The organism is Phormidesmis sp. 146-20 (genome assembly GCF_052939475.1).
The window spans coordinates 1-16,012 of the sequence record NZ_JBJPHT010000061.1 but is presented as its reverse complement, the minus strand read 5'-3'; the positions used below and the strand labels follow the sequence as shown (position 1 = coordinate 16,012).

Annotated in this window: 14 protein-coding genes; 11 read left to right on the top strand and 3 right to left on the bottom strand. The window is 49.1% G+C overall.

Annotated elements, in window-relative coordinates; all coding sequences use genetic code 11:
• Positions 1-103: 103 nt before the first annotated feature.
• The gene (locus ACKFKH_RS29300) at positions 104-1,819 is read left to right on the top strand and encodes a diflavin flavoprotein (protein ID WP_446861901.1); all 1,716 of its coding nucleotides are present in this window, start codon (positions 104-106) and stop codon (positions 1,817-1,819) included.
• A 102-nt stretch (positions 1,820-1,921) separates the two neighbouring features.
• On the opposite strand, the gene ACKFKH_RS29295 is transcribed toward ACKFKH_RS29300, so the two are convergent.
• The gene (locus ACKFKH_RS29295) at positions 1,922-2,968 is read right to left on the bottom strand and encodes a squalene/phytoene synthase family protein (RefSeq protein WP_446861900.1); all 1,047 of its coding nucleotides are present in this window, start codon (positions 2,966-2,968) and stop codon (positions 1,922-1,924) included.
• Positions 2,969-3,877: 909 nt separating this feature from the next.
• Between ACKFKH_RS29295 and accD the strand changes: the two genes are divergently transcribed.
• From accD to petJ, 6 genes are all read left to right on the top strand, one after another.
• Positions 3,878-4,804: an acetyl-CoA carboxylase, carboxyltransferase subunit beta gene (gene accD / locus ACKFKH_RS29290; RefSeq protein ID WP_446861899.1), complete on the top strand. Its 927-nt coding sequence runs from the start codon at positions 3,878-3,880 to the stop codon at positions 4,802-4,804.
• Positions 4,805-5,285: 481 nt separating this feature from the next.
• The gene (psbV, locus tag ACKFKH_RS29285) at positions 5,286-5,777 is read left to right on the top strand and encodes a photosystem II cytochrome c-550 (RefSeq protein ID WP_446861898.1); all 492 of its coding nucleotides are present in this window, start codon (positions 5,286-5,288) and stop codon (positions 5,775-5,777) included.
• Positions 5,778-5,873: 96 nt separating this feature from the next.
• Positions 5,874-6,368 (top strand): photosystem II cytochrome PsbV2, encoded by a 495-nt coding sequence (gene psbV2, locus ACKFKH_RS29280; protein WP_446861897.1) that lies wholly within the window; start codon positions 5,874-5,876, stop codon positions 6,366-6,368.
• Between the two features lie 70 nt (positions 6,369-6,438).
• Positions 6,439-6,987 carry a protein-tyrosine phosphatase family protein gene (locus tag ACKFKH_RS29275; RefSeq protein ID WP_446861896.1) on the top strand — a complete coding sequence of 183 codons (549 nt, stop codon included), beginning with the start codon at positions 6,439-6,441 and terminating at the stop codon, positions 6,985-6,987.
• Between the two features lie 150 nt (positions 6,988-7,137).
• A complete protein-coding gene (gene petE, locus ACKFKH_RS29270; protein ID WP_446861895.1) occupies positions 7,138-7,551 on the top strand; it encodes a plastocyanin in 414 nt (137 codons plus the stop codon).
• Positions 7,552-7,699: 148 nt separating this feature from the next.
• Positions 7,700-8,023 (top strand): cytochrome c6 PetJ, encoded by a 324-nt coding sequence (gene petJ / locus ACKFKH_RS29265; RefSeq protein WP_446861894.1) that lies wholly within the window; start codon positions 7,700-7,702, stop codon positions 8,021-8,023.
• 82 nt (positions 8,024-8,105) lie between these two features.
• Here petJ and ACKFKH_RS29260 read toward each other — a convergent pair whose 3' ends face one another.
• Positions 8,106-8,789 (bottom strand): DUF1997 domain-containing protein, encoded by a 684-nt coding sequence (locus tag ACKFKH_RS29260; protein WP_446861893.1) that lies wholly within the window; start codon positions 8,787-8,789, stop codon positions 8,106-8,108.
• 445 nt (positions 8,790-9,234) lie between these two features.
• On the opposite strand from ACKFKH_RS29260, the gene ACKFKH_RS29255 reads away from it, so the two are divergent.
• Positions 9,235-9,891 (top strand): SDR family oxidoreductase, encoded by a 657-nt coding sequence (locus ACKFKH_RS29255; protein ID WP_446861892.1) that lies wholly within the window; start codon positions 9,235-9,237, stop codon positions 9,889-9,891.
• Between the two features lie 129 nt (positions 9,892-10,020).
• Here ACKFKH_RS29255 and ACKFKH_RS29250 read toward each other — a convergent pair whose 3' ends face one another.
• On the bottom strand, positions 10,021-10,377 hold the full coding sequence (locus tag ACKFKH_RS29250; RefSeq protein ID WP_446861891.1) for a metal-sensing transcriptional repressor: 357 nt from the start codon (positions 10,375-10,377) through the stop codon (positions 10,021-10,023).
• 243 nt (positions 10,378-10,620) lie between these two features.
• On the opposite strand from ACKFKH_RS29250, the gene ACKFKH_RS29245 reads away from it, so the two are divergent.
• The 3 genes from ACKFKH_RS29245 to ACKFKH_RS29235 all read left to right on the top strand — a co-directional run bounded on the left by ACKFKH_RS29245 (position 10,621) and on the right by ACKFKH_RS29235 (position 15,878).
• Positions 10,621-11,844, top strand: coding sequence for an HhoA/HhoB/HtrA family serine endopeptidase (locus tag ACKFKH_RS29245; RefSeq protein WP_446861890.1), 1,224 nt, complete (start codon positions 10,621-10,623; stop codon positions 11,842-11,844).
• A gap of 338 nt (positions 11,845-12,182) precedes the next feature.
• The gene (argF, locus tag ACKFKH_RS29240; RefSeq protein WP_446861889.1) at positions 12,183-13,118 is read left to right on the top strand and encodes an ornithine carbamoyltransferase; all 936 of its coding nucleotides are present in this window, start codon (positions 12,183-12,185) and stop codon (positions 13,116-13,118) included.
• A 159-nt stretch (positions 13,119-13,277) separates the two neighbouring features.
• A complete protein-coding gene (locus ACKFKH_RS29235; protein ID WP_446861888.1) occupies positions 13,278-15,878 on the top strand; it encodes a M1 family aminopeptidase in 2,601 nt (866 codons plus the stop codon).
• Positions 15,879-16,012 lie beyond the last annotated feature (134 nt).

The following is a 16,012-nucleotide window of genomic DNA, read 5'->3' as shown; positions in this document are numbered from 1 at the left end:
AGGTGGAGATGCTCAAACTTTTCCTTTTTGAATTGGGCCACATTCCTCACTCTCTTTTTCATGTCTTCTCGCCAAGCCGAATAAAGTTCATCCTCTTCTTTTTATGAACAAGCCTAAAGATGTGCAGGTTGCTGAAATTGGCGCAGATACGCGGGTGTTACGATCGCGCACCTGGGATCGCCTCAAGTTTGAGGTTGAGTATTCTCGCCAAAAAGGGACAACGGCTAATTCCTATCTGATTCAGGCAGAAAAAACGGCGCTGATTGACCCGCCCGGAGCTTCTTTTACCGACATCTTTCTCAAGGAACTGCACGACCATCAGTATTTTCAAAAGCTGGACTATGTGATTTTGGGTCATGTCAATCCCAACCGGATCGCAACTCTAAAAGTCCTGTTGGATGCGGCTCCTCAACTGACGATCGTCTGTTCAAGACCTGCGGCCATTGCGCTCAAAGCGGCCTTTCCCGATCGCGACCTGCAAATCAACGCTGTCCGAGGTGAGGAAGTGTTGGATCTGGGCAAGGGGCATGAGTTGCGGTTTGCTTTTGTGCCGACACCGCGCTGGGTGGATGGACTTTGTACCTTTGATCCCGCCACGCGCATTCTCTACACTGATAAGCTGTTTGGCGCTCACATCTGCGACGACGCGATTTTTGATGAAAACTGGAAACAGCTAGACGGCGATCGCCACTATTATTTCGATTGTCTCTATGCGGCTCAGTCTCGTCAGGTCGAAGCGACGCTTGATAAGATTGCCAATTTTCCTGCCAAGATTTATGGCGTGGGTCACGGTTCTCTTGTGCGCTACAGTCTCAGTCGTCTCACGTTGGACTATCGTCAATGGTGCGAACAGCAAAAGACTCAAGAACTCTCTGTCGCCCTGCTCTACACCTCTGCTTACGGCAATACCGCCACGACCGGACAAGCGATCGCCAAGGGGCTAACTCAATCTGAAGTAGATGTGCGATCGATTAACTGCGAATTTGCTGACACGGCGGAAATCACGGCGGCGATCGAACAGTGTGACGGCTTCATCATCGGTTCGCCAACCCTAGGAGGACATGCCCCAACCCAAATTCAGACCGCTCTGGGACTCGTGCTTTCGACGGCGGCAAAAAACAAGCTGGCTGGGGTGTTTGGGTCTTATGGCTGGAGCGGAGAAGCGATCGACCTGATCGAGAGCAAGCTACAAGATGCGGGCTATCCCTTTGGCTTTGAAACCATTCGCGTCAAATTTAAGCCAACCGACGAAGTGTTGCAACAGTGCGAATCTGCCGGGACGGAGTTTGCTCAAGCGCTCAAGAAAGCCAAAAAGGTGCGAGTGCCTCGACAAGTGGCAACCGAAGCTCAGAGCGATCGCACAGAACAAGCGCTGGGGCGGGTGGTTGGCTCTCTTTGTGTCGTCTCTGCCAAACAAGGTGACACGACATCGGGAGTTTTGACTTCCTGGGTGTCACAGGCGACGTTTAATCCGCCGGGGGTGACGGTGGCGATCGCGAAAGATCACGCAGATGGCGTGCTGGATCATGCGGGCGATCGCTTTGTCCTCAACATTCTCAAAGAGGGACGAAACCTGAGACGACACTTTATGAAGCCTGCTGCCCCTGGAGAAAATCGCTTTGCCGATGTAGACACCCAAGAAGCTTCTAACGGTTGCCCTGTGCTGTCAGAGGCGCTGGCTTATCTGGAATGCACTGTGCAAAATCGAATGGAATGTGGGGATCACTGGCTACTTTATGCAGTGGTCGAGAGCGGCAAAGTGCTAGAGCAAAAGGGCGTAACGGCGGTCTACCATCGCAAATCAGGAAGCTACTACTAATAGCCGTCCACCTCTTCAGTGCAAAGGGCTTCGGGCAGTAGATGGACATTGCGCATAAAGCCTCTATCCTCTTTCCAGGCCTCACTCCAGATCCAACTTTTTCTAGCCTGCATTGAGGGTGTAGGGGGATACAGGGTCTACAGTGGGGTCTTTGGGATGAGAGAGGCGAGTTAGCTCAGAAATCTGGAACAGCTTGCTAGTACGGCTGAGATAAGAAGTTTGTTTAGCTGACTTCTCGATCGCTGACCCAAACGTCCCTGGCAGCATCAACACCAAATCTCGCTTGACTTCTTGCCAATACAGTCTTGGAAAGCGCAAATAGTCATAGTCGCAGCGACGAAAAATCCGCTCAATACGCCGATAGCGATGCAGTGACCAATCTCGCAGCATTTGCCAGGAAGGATGCAGATCGGGTGCCAAAATAAATGGGTAGGCTTTGCGATGCAACTGAGGTAAATACTCATGTATCCAAAACTTCATCATCGGACGGTAGCCCGGATTGTCGATCGCCTGCAAGCTAAGAATTTCTGCTCGGCTGACCTTAAAGCGATCAAGTAGCTCTGTTGGTAAATAGCAAATTCCCTGTTCGGCATCTTCCCGCAGGTCTCGCAAGTTGTTGTAGAACTGGTCTAATGTGCCAAACTGTCCCGCAGCGTGCCACTGATGCTCTGATAAAAAAGGCAAAACTTGGAAGAAAGGGGCGGCTAAATCTTCTAGCATTCCCTCAAATTGGTCAAAACTACTGATGACAAGATGTCCTTTATGATACTTTGCTAGAGAGCTTAAGTATTGATCCCAGGATTGAATTGAGAGATGACCGATGGGGTCAGATAAGTCTTCAAACCAGCGATCGCGCATTCGGTAGAAAAGTTTTGAGTGAGGGCATCCGGGCTGCACCTCTCCGGTTTCTTTGAGCCAGTTCCAGCTATCGTAAAACCACTGAAACTGAGATTTTTCTGAATGAATCAGACCGTTTTCTGCCAGACGATCAGCTAACCGAATCCAGTGAATCCGCTCAATCCACTGCTCGCGAATCTCTGGGTCAAGCTCCATAATCCAGGCGGCGTTGTCTTCATCTTTGAGTGTGTCATCCGCGATAGCACGATATTCCGAAGAACCCACCAGGCGAGAAATGGGCAAAGTATTCATAAGTGAACGGTAAACTTCCCTAAGTCACATATTAATGATGATTTCATGATTCCCATGTTTTGTTACGATTAACGTGTGATAAAAAATACAATTTAACATTCTAAATGCCCGTAGAAACAACCACCTACTGAAAGAGTAACTTTATTGGTCAATTCTTCTTATTGATGATGTTTACAAAAGCGACCTTGACCCAAAAGCAGCGACATGAGTTGGCTACAAAAATTCTGCTACGCAGCAAATGTCCCAAATCCTGCAAAGCTTTTTGCTAGTAATTGTTTTTGTTGAACAGCAAATTGAACCGTAAAAGTGCTCAGTAATTTGAGAGATGCTTGGTTCAGTTGGTTTCTCTGAACTACTAAGTCAAGATTACTAAGTCAAGGCAATAATAGAGCGTGCATTTTTGATGGGGTAGCCATTGCCCACAAAACCCTGCGACCTAATGCATGTACGGAGAAAGGGCTGCAAAGTTTAGATAGTCTTGAGCGCCAGGTTAATAACTAAGGGCAAGACCGCCCATTTTTTGGCGAATTTTTAATAACAACAGCTTTATCAAGAACATTAGTCCCTCAGCTAAAGTCTGTTGGTTAAAGCCTGCTGTTTAGAGTTCTCCACCGTACCCTTCTGCAAATCCCCATTCTGCAAACTCCCATAGAGATTGCTCCCTTTCTCACATAACCAATGCTGATTGAGTCAACGTTTCGTGACCGATCGCACCGTCCTATAATGCTGATTGTGTGATTGATTTCTGAAATCGATCGACTGTCTGCGATAATTTCACACAGTCTTAAGAAAAAAGAAACCTGGAGAAAAGCGGAATTAGTTCTCATCCCTTCGAGGGCTAAAACCCAAGAATGCGCTCTATCTGGGTCAAAAATTGTCAGTTATCCACTTTGAGGAAAAAACTTGGCTATGTCACTATTTGATTGGTTTGCAAATCGCCGAAAATCAGGTTCTACGACTCCTGATGGGCAAGAGCGAGAAATCGCCGATGGACTCTGGACAAAATGTGAAGCTTGTGGCGTGTTGACTTACACCAAAGATTTGCGATCGAATCAAATGGTCTGTCTGGAGTGCGACCATCACCTGCGAGTCTACAGCGATGAGCGAATCAGTCAGCTAATTGATGCCAATACCTGGGTTGCGATCGACGAAAACCTGCAACCTGTTGATCCTCTAAAATTTCGCGATCGTAAATCCTACAGCGATCGCATTCGTGAGACACAAGAAAAAACCCGGCTTACTGATGCCGTTCAGACTGGAATGGGGCAAATCGAAGGTCTACCCCTAGCTTTGGGCGTGATGGACTTTCGCTTTATGGGCGGTAGCATGGGGTCGGTGGTCGGCGAAAAACTAACCCGCTTAATCGAACGGGCGACTCAGCAGCGAATTCCAGTAGTAATTGTTTGCGCCTCCGGGGGGGCCAGAATGCAGGAAGGCATGTTGAGCCTGATGCAGATGGCCAAAATCTCAGGGGCGCTCGAACGTCACCAAGAAAATCGCCTGCTTTATGTGCCTGTGTTGACCCATCCGACTACGGGCGGCGTAACTGCAAGCTTTGCCATGTTGGGTGACATTATCCTGGCCGAGCCGAAAGCTACGATCGGATTTGCGGGTCGCCGTGTTGTTGAGCAGACCTTGAGAGAAAAGCTGCCCGACGATTTCCAAACTTCTGAGTATTTGCTGCAACACGGGTTTGTGGATGCGATCGTCTCCCGCACTCAGCTTAAGAAAACGATCGCTCAACTGATTCGACTACATCAACCAATGGCTCCGTCCTCTCATCTCATGAACCAGTTTCCTAGCATTAAGGCTCTCAGCACAACAGGGCCTGATTAAGCACGGCTTAGAGAAGTTTTTAGGCTTGGGCGGTGAGAAGTAGAAAAGATTCAAAAATCGTTAATTTGACTGATAGAAGAGGACATCGAGAGTTTTTCTGAACCTTAAGCGCTCAATGTCTTTTTTTCATAAATCTTTTTCTCCCATCTGTCGTTACTTCGCTTAGCTGCTTCCTGCTCTCACCAGATACTCAATCTCTAAGATTCATCGCTGGATCGGGGCATTCACATGATATTGGTATTAAAGAGGTCAATTTTTATCATCAGCAAACATCATCTAAATTTCGCCACTTCACACCATTGAGACCTTTTCAGAGAAATCCCATTTCTGAGAAACCCAGTGGATTTATGTAATCAGTTGTGAACTTTCTTAAAAGATGTGTCTGCTTGTCGCACCTCTTGCCAGCGGGTAGAGGGCGCGATCGATTGAGCCAGCTTGTTGTGTTGTGATTCTGATAACCGAGCCACATTTAAGGAGAACCATGCTTAAAAGATACTTCTGGCTTGCTGTAGCCACTGTATTCTTTACTTTTCAGGTGTTTGCCCCCAGCGCGAACGCGGCAGAACTCGATAAAGCCATTCGGACTGTGCCGCTCAATGAGTCGGGCGATACGACGGTGTTAAGCCTGAAGCAAGTCAAAGAAGGGAAGCGACTGTTCCAATATGCTTGCGCTCAGTGTCATGCGGGCGGCGTTACCAAAACCGATCCCAACGTGGGTCTTGACCCAGAAGCGCTGTCTCTCGCGACTCCCAACCGTAACAATATTGAGGCGCTGGTTGACTACATGAAGGTGCCTACTAGCTACGATGGCGCGAATGAGATTTCAGAGATTCACCCCAGTCTCAAGAGCAAAGATCTGTTTCCAGAAATGCGTAACTTGACGCAGGATGATCTGGTGGCGATTGCGGGCCACGTTTTGCTGCAACCCAAGATCGTAGGCGACAAATGGGGCGGTGGCAAAATCCACTACTAAAAGCAAGCGATGATTTTCGTCAGGGCAGGTTCTTTTCTTGATCGCAACGATTTCAAAAGAGCCTGCTTTTTTACACACCATTACTACAAAAGTTGAATGCTGTCTCGATCGTCGTGGGTTCGCGTCTTATCTGGTGTGATGGCTTGTCTGAGTCTGTGGATGGTGACTCTGCCTGCCTATGCTGCTGATAAATATGTCACTAATTACCTCAAAGTCATTGATCCCGTTTCTTTGGAGTTAGACCATCAAGGCAATAGCCGTTTGTTTTCCGCAGAGGAGTTAGCCAGCGGCAAGAAAGTTTTTGAGCAAAGTTGTCTCACCTGCCATGTAGGAGGCGCAACGCTGCCCAATCCTAAAGTGCCACTGTCGCTCAAAGCGCTACAAGGAGCGATGCCGCCGCGAGATACGATCGCCAGTCTGGTTGAGTTTATGCGCGCCCCAATGCTGTATGACGGGAGTGAGGAGTCGTTTGAGTGCCGCAAGGTGCCCCCAAGCTGGCTGTCTCAAGCTGAGGTCGAAAGCGTTGCTGGATTTATTCTTAGGGCTGCTCAAAAAGCACTGGGATGGGGAGATAGTTTGGGGCAGTTCTAAATCTTAAGTTTTGAGCTTAACTGGAGAGAAGTTTCTGTCAGAGGCTTCTCTTTTTGTTGGAGAGACAATAATGAGTCCATACAGATTTGCGGCTGCTGGAGAACAAGAGGCGATCGTTTTTGGGGCTGCAAGACCTGGCCACTCTCAGCAGAACGTTAGCGAGTGGTTGAAATTTATGCGAAATCAAGGGATTCAGCGAGTTTGCTGTCTGCTGCCTACAGTGCAATTAACCCCCTTCTCGATAAATCTGTTGGAGGCTTATCAGCAAGAATTTGGCACAGATCGCGTTTGTTGGAGTCCGATCGCGGACTTTCAACTGGCTGATCGTGAGACGCTAACTCAGCAAATCCTGCCCTTTCTCAAAGTCGCTGACCAACAAAATGAAAAGGTTGTCGTTCACTGTGGGGGCGGCATTGGGAGAACGGGACAGGTGCTGGCGGCCTGGTTGGTTAGTGGGCGAGGCTTGCCGACTCGATTAGCGATCGCCACCGTCAAAAAAATGGGTAGAAATCCTCATGAGGCGGCGATCGTGGCTCCCCTTCGAGGGCAAAGTCCGTGGAAGGTCATGAGAGAACTTGAGACATTGCTGAACCAGTGCGGTACGGAGATCACTCCTTGAGAATGGGATGGTGTGATCGTCTCCCAGTAACAATCTCTCAAACCCTTTGAAAAATACCTTTTAGAGAAGTTTGACTGCTTGTCAAAGTAGAGTCCGCCAGGTTGTAAAATATAGAGAGAAGTGGAAAATATTCGTATTCCAGAGAAATCTATGAAATCAATTGCTTCCGTTACGCAGCGTCTCTCCCTGGCTTTCTGCACGATTCTCCTAGTGGTTGGCAGTCTATTTGTCGCAGTTAACCCCGCATCTGCTGAAACCTACACCGTGAAAATGGGCACCAACAAAGGGTTGGTTTTTGAACCCAAAGTTGTCAGCGTCAAGCCTGGTGATGTCGTCAAGTGGGAAGTTGGCGCGCTACCTCCTCACAATGTGGTGTTTGACGTTTCCAAAATTCCCGGTGGCAGCAAAGACTTGGCAGACAAACTGTCTCACAAAGGGCTAGAGAGCGCTGGTAAATCCTTTGAGTTGACCATTCCTGCTGACGCACCTGCGGGCGAATACTCTTACTTCTGCCTGCCTCATCGCGGTGCTGGCATGGTTGGAAAGGTTGTCGTTGCGGGCTAGTTTTTTGCGATCGCAGGTTCTCCTTCTTGCTGGGTTGATTACTAGCGTTGGTTGTTTAGGCTGATTAAAAACCACTGACAAAGGTCATAGAATAGGTTTGCCACAAACATTCAGCCCTACAATCATCACCGAATCGGGGAGAACCGCCTTGCGAAAACTGCTGCCCATTCTGTTGCTGGCGATCGCGCTTTTTACCTTCACTCAGCCTGCCTGGGCCCTCAAACCGGACGGTCAGCAAATCTTCAACGCCAACTGTTCGGCTTGCCACATTGGGGGTAACAACGTCATCATCGCCAATAAAACGTTAAGGAAAGAAGCGCTAGAGAAATACAGTATGAACTCTCTAGAAGCGATTAGAACTCAGGTGATAAACGGCAAAAACGCAATGCCTTCCTTTAAAGGTCGTCTTCAGGATGACGAGATAGAAGCCGTCGCTGAATACGTTTTAAGTCAGTCTGAGAAAGGCTGGTAGGTACTGAGCCTTTTCCATAGGAGTTTTATAGGAAGCCCTTCAATGATCTGTTGGGGGGTTTTTAATGGCTTAAATTTAATGCCTAAATCCATTTTCTAGAACGCTTGGGTAGAGGTAAGCCTCTCGATGTGTGAAAGTCTTCTTGTACCTTGTGAGTGAGCCGTCGTGAGACTTGTCGAACAACTTGTTTAAGCACTCGATCGCCCGTTTTTTGAATCAAGTGATCAGGGAGGGCATGAATAAATTTGGGAAACTGAATGCTGACAAGCAGATCCAACTGCCACTGGATTCGTGTCGTCTTGAAAGATGCTTGGACTTGAGAAAGCTCGACTAGCTCCATTGCGCCTCGAAAGTCGATTTCATAGCCAGCGGTCACATAATCAGGCACAGGTACCGTTTCGATCCGATAAACGCCTTCTTGCTGGGGCAACAGGTCTAAGCCGACTTTGGGTTCAATTTCGTAGCCAAACGCCCCAAAATTGCCGATCGTCAGCGCATAGCTATTTTGCCCGATCGCATCCACCTGCATCGGATGGGCACAGCGTCGAAACCAACCGTGATGAGCATCCAAATATTCTGCGACAGTCTTGGGGTCAGCAGACATCTCCATGCTGTCAACAAAGTGGCTGTGAAATTGGGTTGGCTCGGTCACGCTGGGGATTGCGTCTCCTGGCTGGGAAGGGTCAAGTGATGGGATTGCATCAGGTTGAGCAATTGGACGGCTCACGATGCGAAGCTCCGGTGAATCGGTCGAATGGGACTGCATGGACACTCTCTTGCGTAAGTTGCCGTGGGTCTATAGTCCAAAGTTCCCCCAGGATATTGATTCCTTCACTGCGATCTGGCTTCAGACCCGAAAGTTTATACAATCTAAATTTATTGGCAATTGTTTGCGCTGATCGCGGATACGGTAATTCCCAGGAGGCTGAATGTTTTTGCAGATCCAGGCTTCAAGTCCGGTGAAAGCTCGGTAGTGATGCGGATTACTGAGATTTGTTCTACGTAGTTTGGTTTAATTTGATTTAACGTTACGCAATGTATCTTAAAACAGCGTGAGAAATCTGGGAATGATTTGAGTCACAAATTTAGGTTGAGTCATTTTTGAGCCATGTTTTGAAGGCGGTTGACGATCGCCTCCTTCTTAGACCAGATGACAGGATAGCGATTAGATTGATAGATGTGCAATCAGCTTAATTGAGAGAAAACTGTTTATGAAAGCATTTGTCGCAGGGGCAACCGGAGAAACGGGACGGCGAATTGTTCAACAACTAATCGATCGCGGCATTCCCGTAAGAGCATTGGTACGCGACCCGCAAACAGCCCGATCGGTTTTGCCAACCGGAATCGAGCTAGTTACTGGGGATGTTTTGAATCCAGAAAGCCTGCGATCGGCAATGGGAGACAGTACGATTGTGTTTTGTGCCACGGGTGCCCGTCCCAGCTTTGATCCCACGGGCCCTTACAAAGTGGATTATGAAGGCACAAAAAACCTCGTTGATGTCGCTAAATCCAAAGAAATCGAACATTTTGTCCTGGTGACTTCGCTTTGTACTTCAAAGTTTTTTCACCCATTAAATTTGTTTTGGCTGATTCTCGTCTGGAAAAAGCAGGCAGAAGAATATCTGCAAAACAGCGGGCTGACTTATACGATCGTGCGCCCTGGTGGGCTGAAGAATGAAGATAACGCAGATGCGATCGTTCTATCCTCAGCCGATACGTTATTTGACGGCAGCATTCCTCGGACTAAAGTAGCTCAAGTCTGCATGGAGTCCGTCTTTCAAGCCAATGCGCGCAATCGAATTGTAGAAATCGTCGCCAAACCAGACGCGCCTCAGAAGGAGTTGAGGGAGTTGTTTGAGGTGGTTTGATGGAGGGAGAACTTTGTTCCGCTTCGGGATGAGGGATGAAAGAGGAGTTGAAATTGGCTTTATCCCTTGTTCTTTTCATGACGTAGCGATTTCCTCTCGTAGGAGTGTGAAGCTAAATTAAGTGTGAAGCTAAATTAGAAAGCGATCGAGGGCGGCTTTTAACTCCTTGATTTCTTCTTGAATGTTTCCGGCTTCTGCGGCACGGGCGACACACTGAGTGAGGTGTTCGTCCAAAATGATGCGGGCTACGCGATCGAGGGCACCTCTCACCGCCGCAATTTGCACCAGAACGTCAGGACAGGGGCGATCGCTCTGCACCATCGACTTGATCCCCCGAATGTGACCTTCGATTCGAGACAGACGATTGACGACCTGCCGGACAGATTCCTCACTATGGACATGGGGATGATCAGAAGCGCCATGATCGTGAGTCTGATCGGCAGAATCTTTCAAATTCTCGCTGCGAGGAAGGTCTGATGTTGTCATTGGTGTTTTTTGCGAAGGGGTCTGTAGGTGTATTCCCGATCTTAATGGATGTTAAAGGGTTTCTAGGCTAACCCGTTACCCAGGTCTACTCCGAAATTGGCAGAATAGATTTAACTGTTGTAAACAGAATTGTCGATCATTCTTTGATGACCCCCGCTCAAGAATCTTTAGACTGTAGGTGGGGATCAGAGGATCACTCCTCGATCGCTTTGCAACTGTTCGTTTGCACTATGAGTTGATGCTATGCGATTCACCAAGGTTTTCAACGTTCTTCGTCGAGTTCGAGCCATTGTGCTGACCTGTCTTCTGACGCTGGGATGCGCTATCGGACTTCAGTTTTCGGCTGAAGCGGCCGCCCTGCAAGAAAAATTGACTCCGGAGGTTGCGTCTCAAGCGGTTGCGCCTCAAGAAAAGATCGCATTGAAGAGTCGAGCGATCGAGCGAGGGAGTTTTGTGGCGGAGGCGGTTAAGCTAGTTGGCCCCGCAGTCGTGCGGATTGACACCGAGCGAACCATTACTCGTCGGGCAACCACTGACCCCATGCTTGAAGATCCCTTCTTTCGGCGCTTTTTTGGCGAAGAGGTCATTCCTCAGATGCCCAGAGAAGAGCGGTTGCGGGGACAGGGTTCTGGCTTTTTGATCGATAAGAGTGGCGTGATTTTAACGAACTCTCATGTGATCAATGGCGCAGACAAAGTGACGGTGACGCTCAAAGATGGGCGAGTGTTTGAAGGCAAGGTGCGCGGATTTGATGAAGTGACCGATTTGGCAGTCGTCAAGGTCGACGGCACCAATTTGCCCATAGCTCCGTTGGGCGATTCGGATGCGATTGATGTCGGAGAGTGGGCGATCGCCGTCGGAAATCCCCTCGGCTTAGACAACACCGTCACGCTGGGGATCGTCAGTACTTTGAAGCGATCGAGCGCTCAGGTGGGCATTCCTGACAAGCGATTAGACTTTATTCAAACCGATGCGGCAATCAATCCTGGCAATTCGGGCGGCCCGTTGTTAAACGATCGCGGGGAAGTGATTGGCATCAATACGGCGATTCGAGCTGATGCGATGGGGATTGGGTTTGCCATTCCGATCAATAAGGTCAAGTCGATTAAAGATCAGTTGGCACGGGGCGAAAAGATCCCTCATCCTTATCTGGGCGTTCAGATGACAACGCTAACTCCAGAAATTGCTCAACAAAACAACAGCGATCCCAACTCTCCCTTCACCGTTCCTGAACTGAATGGCGTGATTGTGGTGCGAGTCTTGCCCAATACGCCAGCGGCGATCGCAGGCATTCGTCGAGGCGATGTTGTGACCCAAATCGATGGAGTAAAGGTTGCCTCCGCAGAACAACTCCAAACGATCGTTGAAAACAGCCGCCTCGGACAAACCCTCAAAGTCCAGATCCAACGAGGCGATCAGACTCAGCAGCTTGCAGTCAAAACCGCAGAACTGAGGAATGCGGCGTAGGGAGGGATGAGGGATGAGGGAGGGCTTTGCCCCGCATTCGCGAGGAGGGAGAACTTCGATGATCTGTTCCCCCTTTGGGGGTAATCCGCTTCGCGAGGAGGGATGAATTGGAAACGGTTTCGTTCTTCATGGTTTCTCAATAAGAAGTAGGCGGCTAAAAATTCGGCGAGAAACGTTGGACTCTATAAATCGATCCGAACAACCCTTTCATCCCTCCTCCTTCATCCCTAAAAAAACTAGGCTAACTGGGTCAGATTTGGTAGGGTTTTAAGATGATTTGCTTGTGCCAGTTTGAGGTGCAAGATTTTTTGTTTTTTTGGCAACTACCGAGGATGGGCATGAGCGAATTGAAGGGACGAGATCTGTTGAGTTTGGTCGATTTGAGCGCAGATGAACTGCACGAGCTGTTAAATATTGCCGCCCACATGAAGGCAGGAAAAATTAATCCTGTTTGCCAGGTCAAAGGTCATGCGCCAACCCTGGGACTGCTGTTTTACAAAGCGTCTACTCGGACTCGTGTGAGTTTCTCGGTGGCAATTTATCAGCTAGGTGGGCAAGTGCTGGATCTGAATGTGAGTTCGATTCAGGTGAGCCGGGGTGAACCGATCGCTGATACCGCTAGAGTCCTCGATCGTTACCTCGATATTTTGGCGATTCGTACCTTTGAGCATCAAGATCTGGAGGTGTTTGCTGAGTATGCGGAGATTCCGATCGTCAACGCGCTGACTGATTTAGAACATCCCTGTCAGATTTTGGCGGATTTGCAAACGGTGCAAGAAAAATTTGGTTCGCTGGCTGGCCTGACGCTGACTTATTTGGGCGATGGCAACAATGTGGCGCATTCTCTGATGTTGGGCTGTGCTTTGGCGGGGATCAATGTGCGGATTGCCACGCCGCCGGAATATCAACCCAGTGAAACGATCGTCCAACAAGCCAGAACGATCGCTGCCGGAAAGTCAGAAGTTATGTTAACCAACGACCCGATCGCCGCTGCCAAAGACGCTCAAGTTCTCTACACCGATGTCTGGGCCAGCATGGGGCAAGAAGATCTCGCAGACAGCCGCATTCCGATTTTTCAGCCGTATCAGGTGAATGAAAATTTGCTGACTTATGCGGATAAGGATGCGATCGTGCTGCACTGTCTCCCGGCTCACCGCGGCGAAGAGATTACCGAAGGCGTAATGGAGGGCGCACAATCAAAGCTCTGGGATCAAGCAGAGAATCGGATGCACGCTCAGAAAGCGCTGTTGGCGGCTCTTTTGGGAGGAGTCTAATCTCAAGCTGGTCTGCTAACTGAGTGAAGGCGCGGGTAAAAACTTTTTTCTCCACAGCTTTTCCATCCGTTTTTTGATATTGTCCATAGTCATAACGAGTTTATGCTTGTTCTTACTGAATCCGTCTCTCACTGAACCTTTAAGGTCGCTCCATCCATCATGCTGAACTCTCATTTTGATGCCGACAGTCGTCACAAGTCCTTTGAACTGCCCGGCGCACGACCTCACTACAATCCCGATCGTCCCGGTCAAGTGGAGCATATCTTTCTCGATTTGAGTTTGGATATTCCCAATCAGAGCTATCAGGGCACTTGTGTAACGCGGCTCAATCCGGTAAGAAGTGGGATCGATCGCCTGACCTTAGATGCGATGAATCTTGAGATTCAAACGGTGAAAGTGTCCGAAGTTGAGCAGCCGTTTGACTATGACGGGGAGCAGCTACACATTCGTCTCAAGCAGCCGACTCAGGCAGGAGAGGCGATCGAGGTGGCGATTTTCTACAGCGTCGAGAAGCCTCAGCGGGGTATTTATTTCGTTCTTCCTGACGAGTATTATCCTCAAAAGCCTGTGCAGGTTTGGACTCAGGGCGAAGATGAAGATTCTCGCTTTTGGTTTCCCTGTTTTGACTATCCAGGGCAGTTGACGACTTCCGAGATTCGGGTGAGTGTGCCGCAGCAGTATACGGCGATTTCTAATGGTGAGTTGATTAGCGTCGATTTGGAGGGCGATCGCAAAATTTATCACTGGCTACAAAGGCAGGTTCACCCAACGTATTTGATGACACTAGCGGTGGGTGATTTTGCGGAACTTAAGGACGAGTGGAAGGGCAAGCCCGTCACCTATTACGTCGAAAAAGGTCGAGAAAAGCAAGCCCAGATCAGCATGGGCAAAACGCCGCAAATGATTGAGTTTTTTAGTCAAATCTACGGCTATCCCTATCCGTTTCCTAAATACGCGCAGGTTTGTGTCGATGACTTTATTTTTGGCGGCATGGAAAATACGTCCACCACGCTGCTCACCGATCGCTGTCTTTTAGATGAACGGGCGGCGATCGACAACCGCAGTACCGAAACGCTGGTGGCTCACGAATTGGCGCATCAATGGTTTGGCGATCTGGTCGTCATCAAGCATTGGTCACACGCCTGGCTCAAAGAAGGCATGGCCTCTTACGCCGAAGTGCTGTGGATGAACCATGAATACGATGCTGAAACGGCTGCTTACTATTTGCTCGGAGAAGCCCGCAGCTATTTGGATGAAGATGCGTCTCGTTACCGTCGCCCGATCGTCACCCACATTTATCGAGAAGCGATCGAACTCTACGATCGTCACTTGTATGAAAAGGGTGCCTGCGTCTATCACATGATTCGCACTGAGTTGGGAGACGACCTGTTTTGGAAAACGATCGCCACTTTTCTGCACGACAATGCTCACAAAACGGTTGAGACGGTGGATTTGTTGAGAGCGATCGAGAAATCAACAGGACGAAATCTACTATTTTTGTTTGATCAGTACGTTTTTCGAGGCGGTCATCCTGACTACAAAATCGCCTACTCCTGGGATGGTGACAGCAATCTCGCTAAAGTGACAGTGACGCAGACTCAGGTCAAAGAAGGCGAAACCAAAGAATTGTTTGATCTCAAGATTCCGATCGGATTTGGATTTGTGGGAGGTGAGGAGAGAGGAGAGAAGAGTGAGGAGAGGCAGCCAGAAGCTCAACTCAAAACGTTTCCGGTTCGGATTCACGATCGCGAACAGACTTTCTACTTCCCTCTCGAACAAAAGCCCGATTTTGTCAGCTTTGATGTGGGCAACTCCTATCTAAAGACGGTCGAATTGGAGTATCCAGTTTCAGAACTCAAAGCCCAACTTCAGCATGATCCCGACCCCGTTTCGCGGATTTATGCGGCGGAAGCGTTGGCCAAAAAAGGGGGCTTAGAAGTCGTCAAAGTCCTGTCAGAAGCGCTAAAGAGCGATCGCTTTTGGGGAGTACGTTCAGAAGTTGCCAGAAGTTTGGCTACCATTCAGCTTGACCAGGCTTTACAAGGACTACTCACCGGATTGTTGGATGAAGATGCGCGAGTGAGAAGAGCGATCGTCGAAAGTCTCGCCCAAATCAAAGCAACCGACAGCTACAAAGCGCTCAAATCGACCGTTGAGCAAGGCGATGCCAGCTATTACGTCGAAGCGGCCGCCTTGAGAAGTTTGGGTAAAGTCGCCACCTCCGACGAGTTAAACGACGACCTTTTGAAGCTGATCGAAACCGTTCTCAAAGAGCGTCAGGGCTGGAATGAAGTGGTCAGATCAGGGGCGATCGGTGCCCTCAGCCAACTCAAAACATCAGAATCAGCACTAAATCTCGTGCTGGAATATACGGCGATCGGCGTTCCTCAACCGCTGCGTCTAACGGCAATTCGAGCCTTGGGAGCGATTTCGAGCGGACAGAGCAATCTCAACTTAGAGCGAATTTTGTCTCGCTTTCAAGAACTCTCACGCGAAACCTTCTTCTTGACTCAAGTGGCAGTAGCCGTTGGACTGGGACAGATGGAAACGACCAAAGCGATCGGCATTCTGCAATCTCTGGCTGACCAGACTCCCGACGGCCGAGTGCGCCGCATTGCCGAAGAGTCGATCCAAACCGTCCAAAAAAATGCAGGTGCCGATCAAGCCGTCAAACAGCTACGCGAAGAACTCGATCAGTTAAAAAAAGACAATCAGACCCTAAAAAGTCGGCTAGAAACCCTGGAGGCAAAAGAAAAGTAAGACGCAAAAGCGGGTGATGGAGAATGAAGCGATCGCTTTCCACCTTCACCCCTCACTTTTCTGCATTCACTCCTTCCGCCTTACCGAGATTTTGCGGAAAGCCCCGCTCCTTGAGGACGGGGATGCAGAGCAAC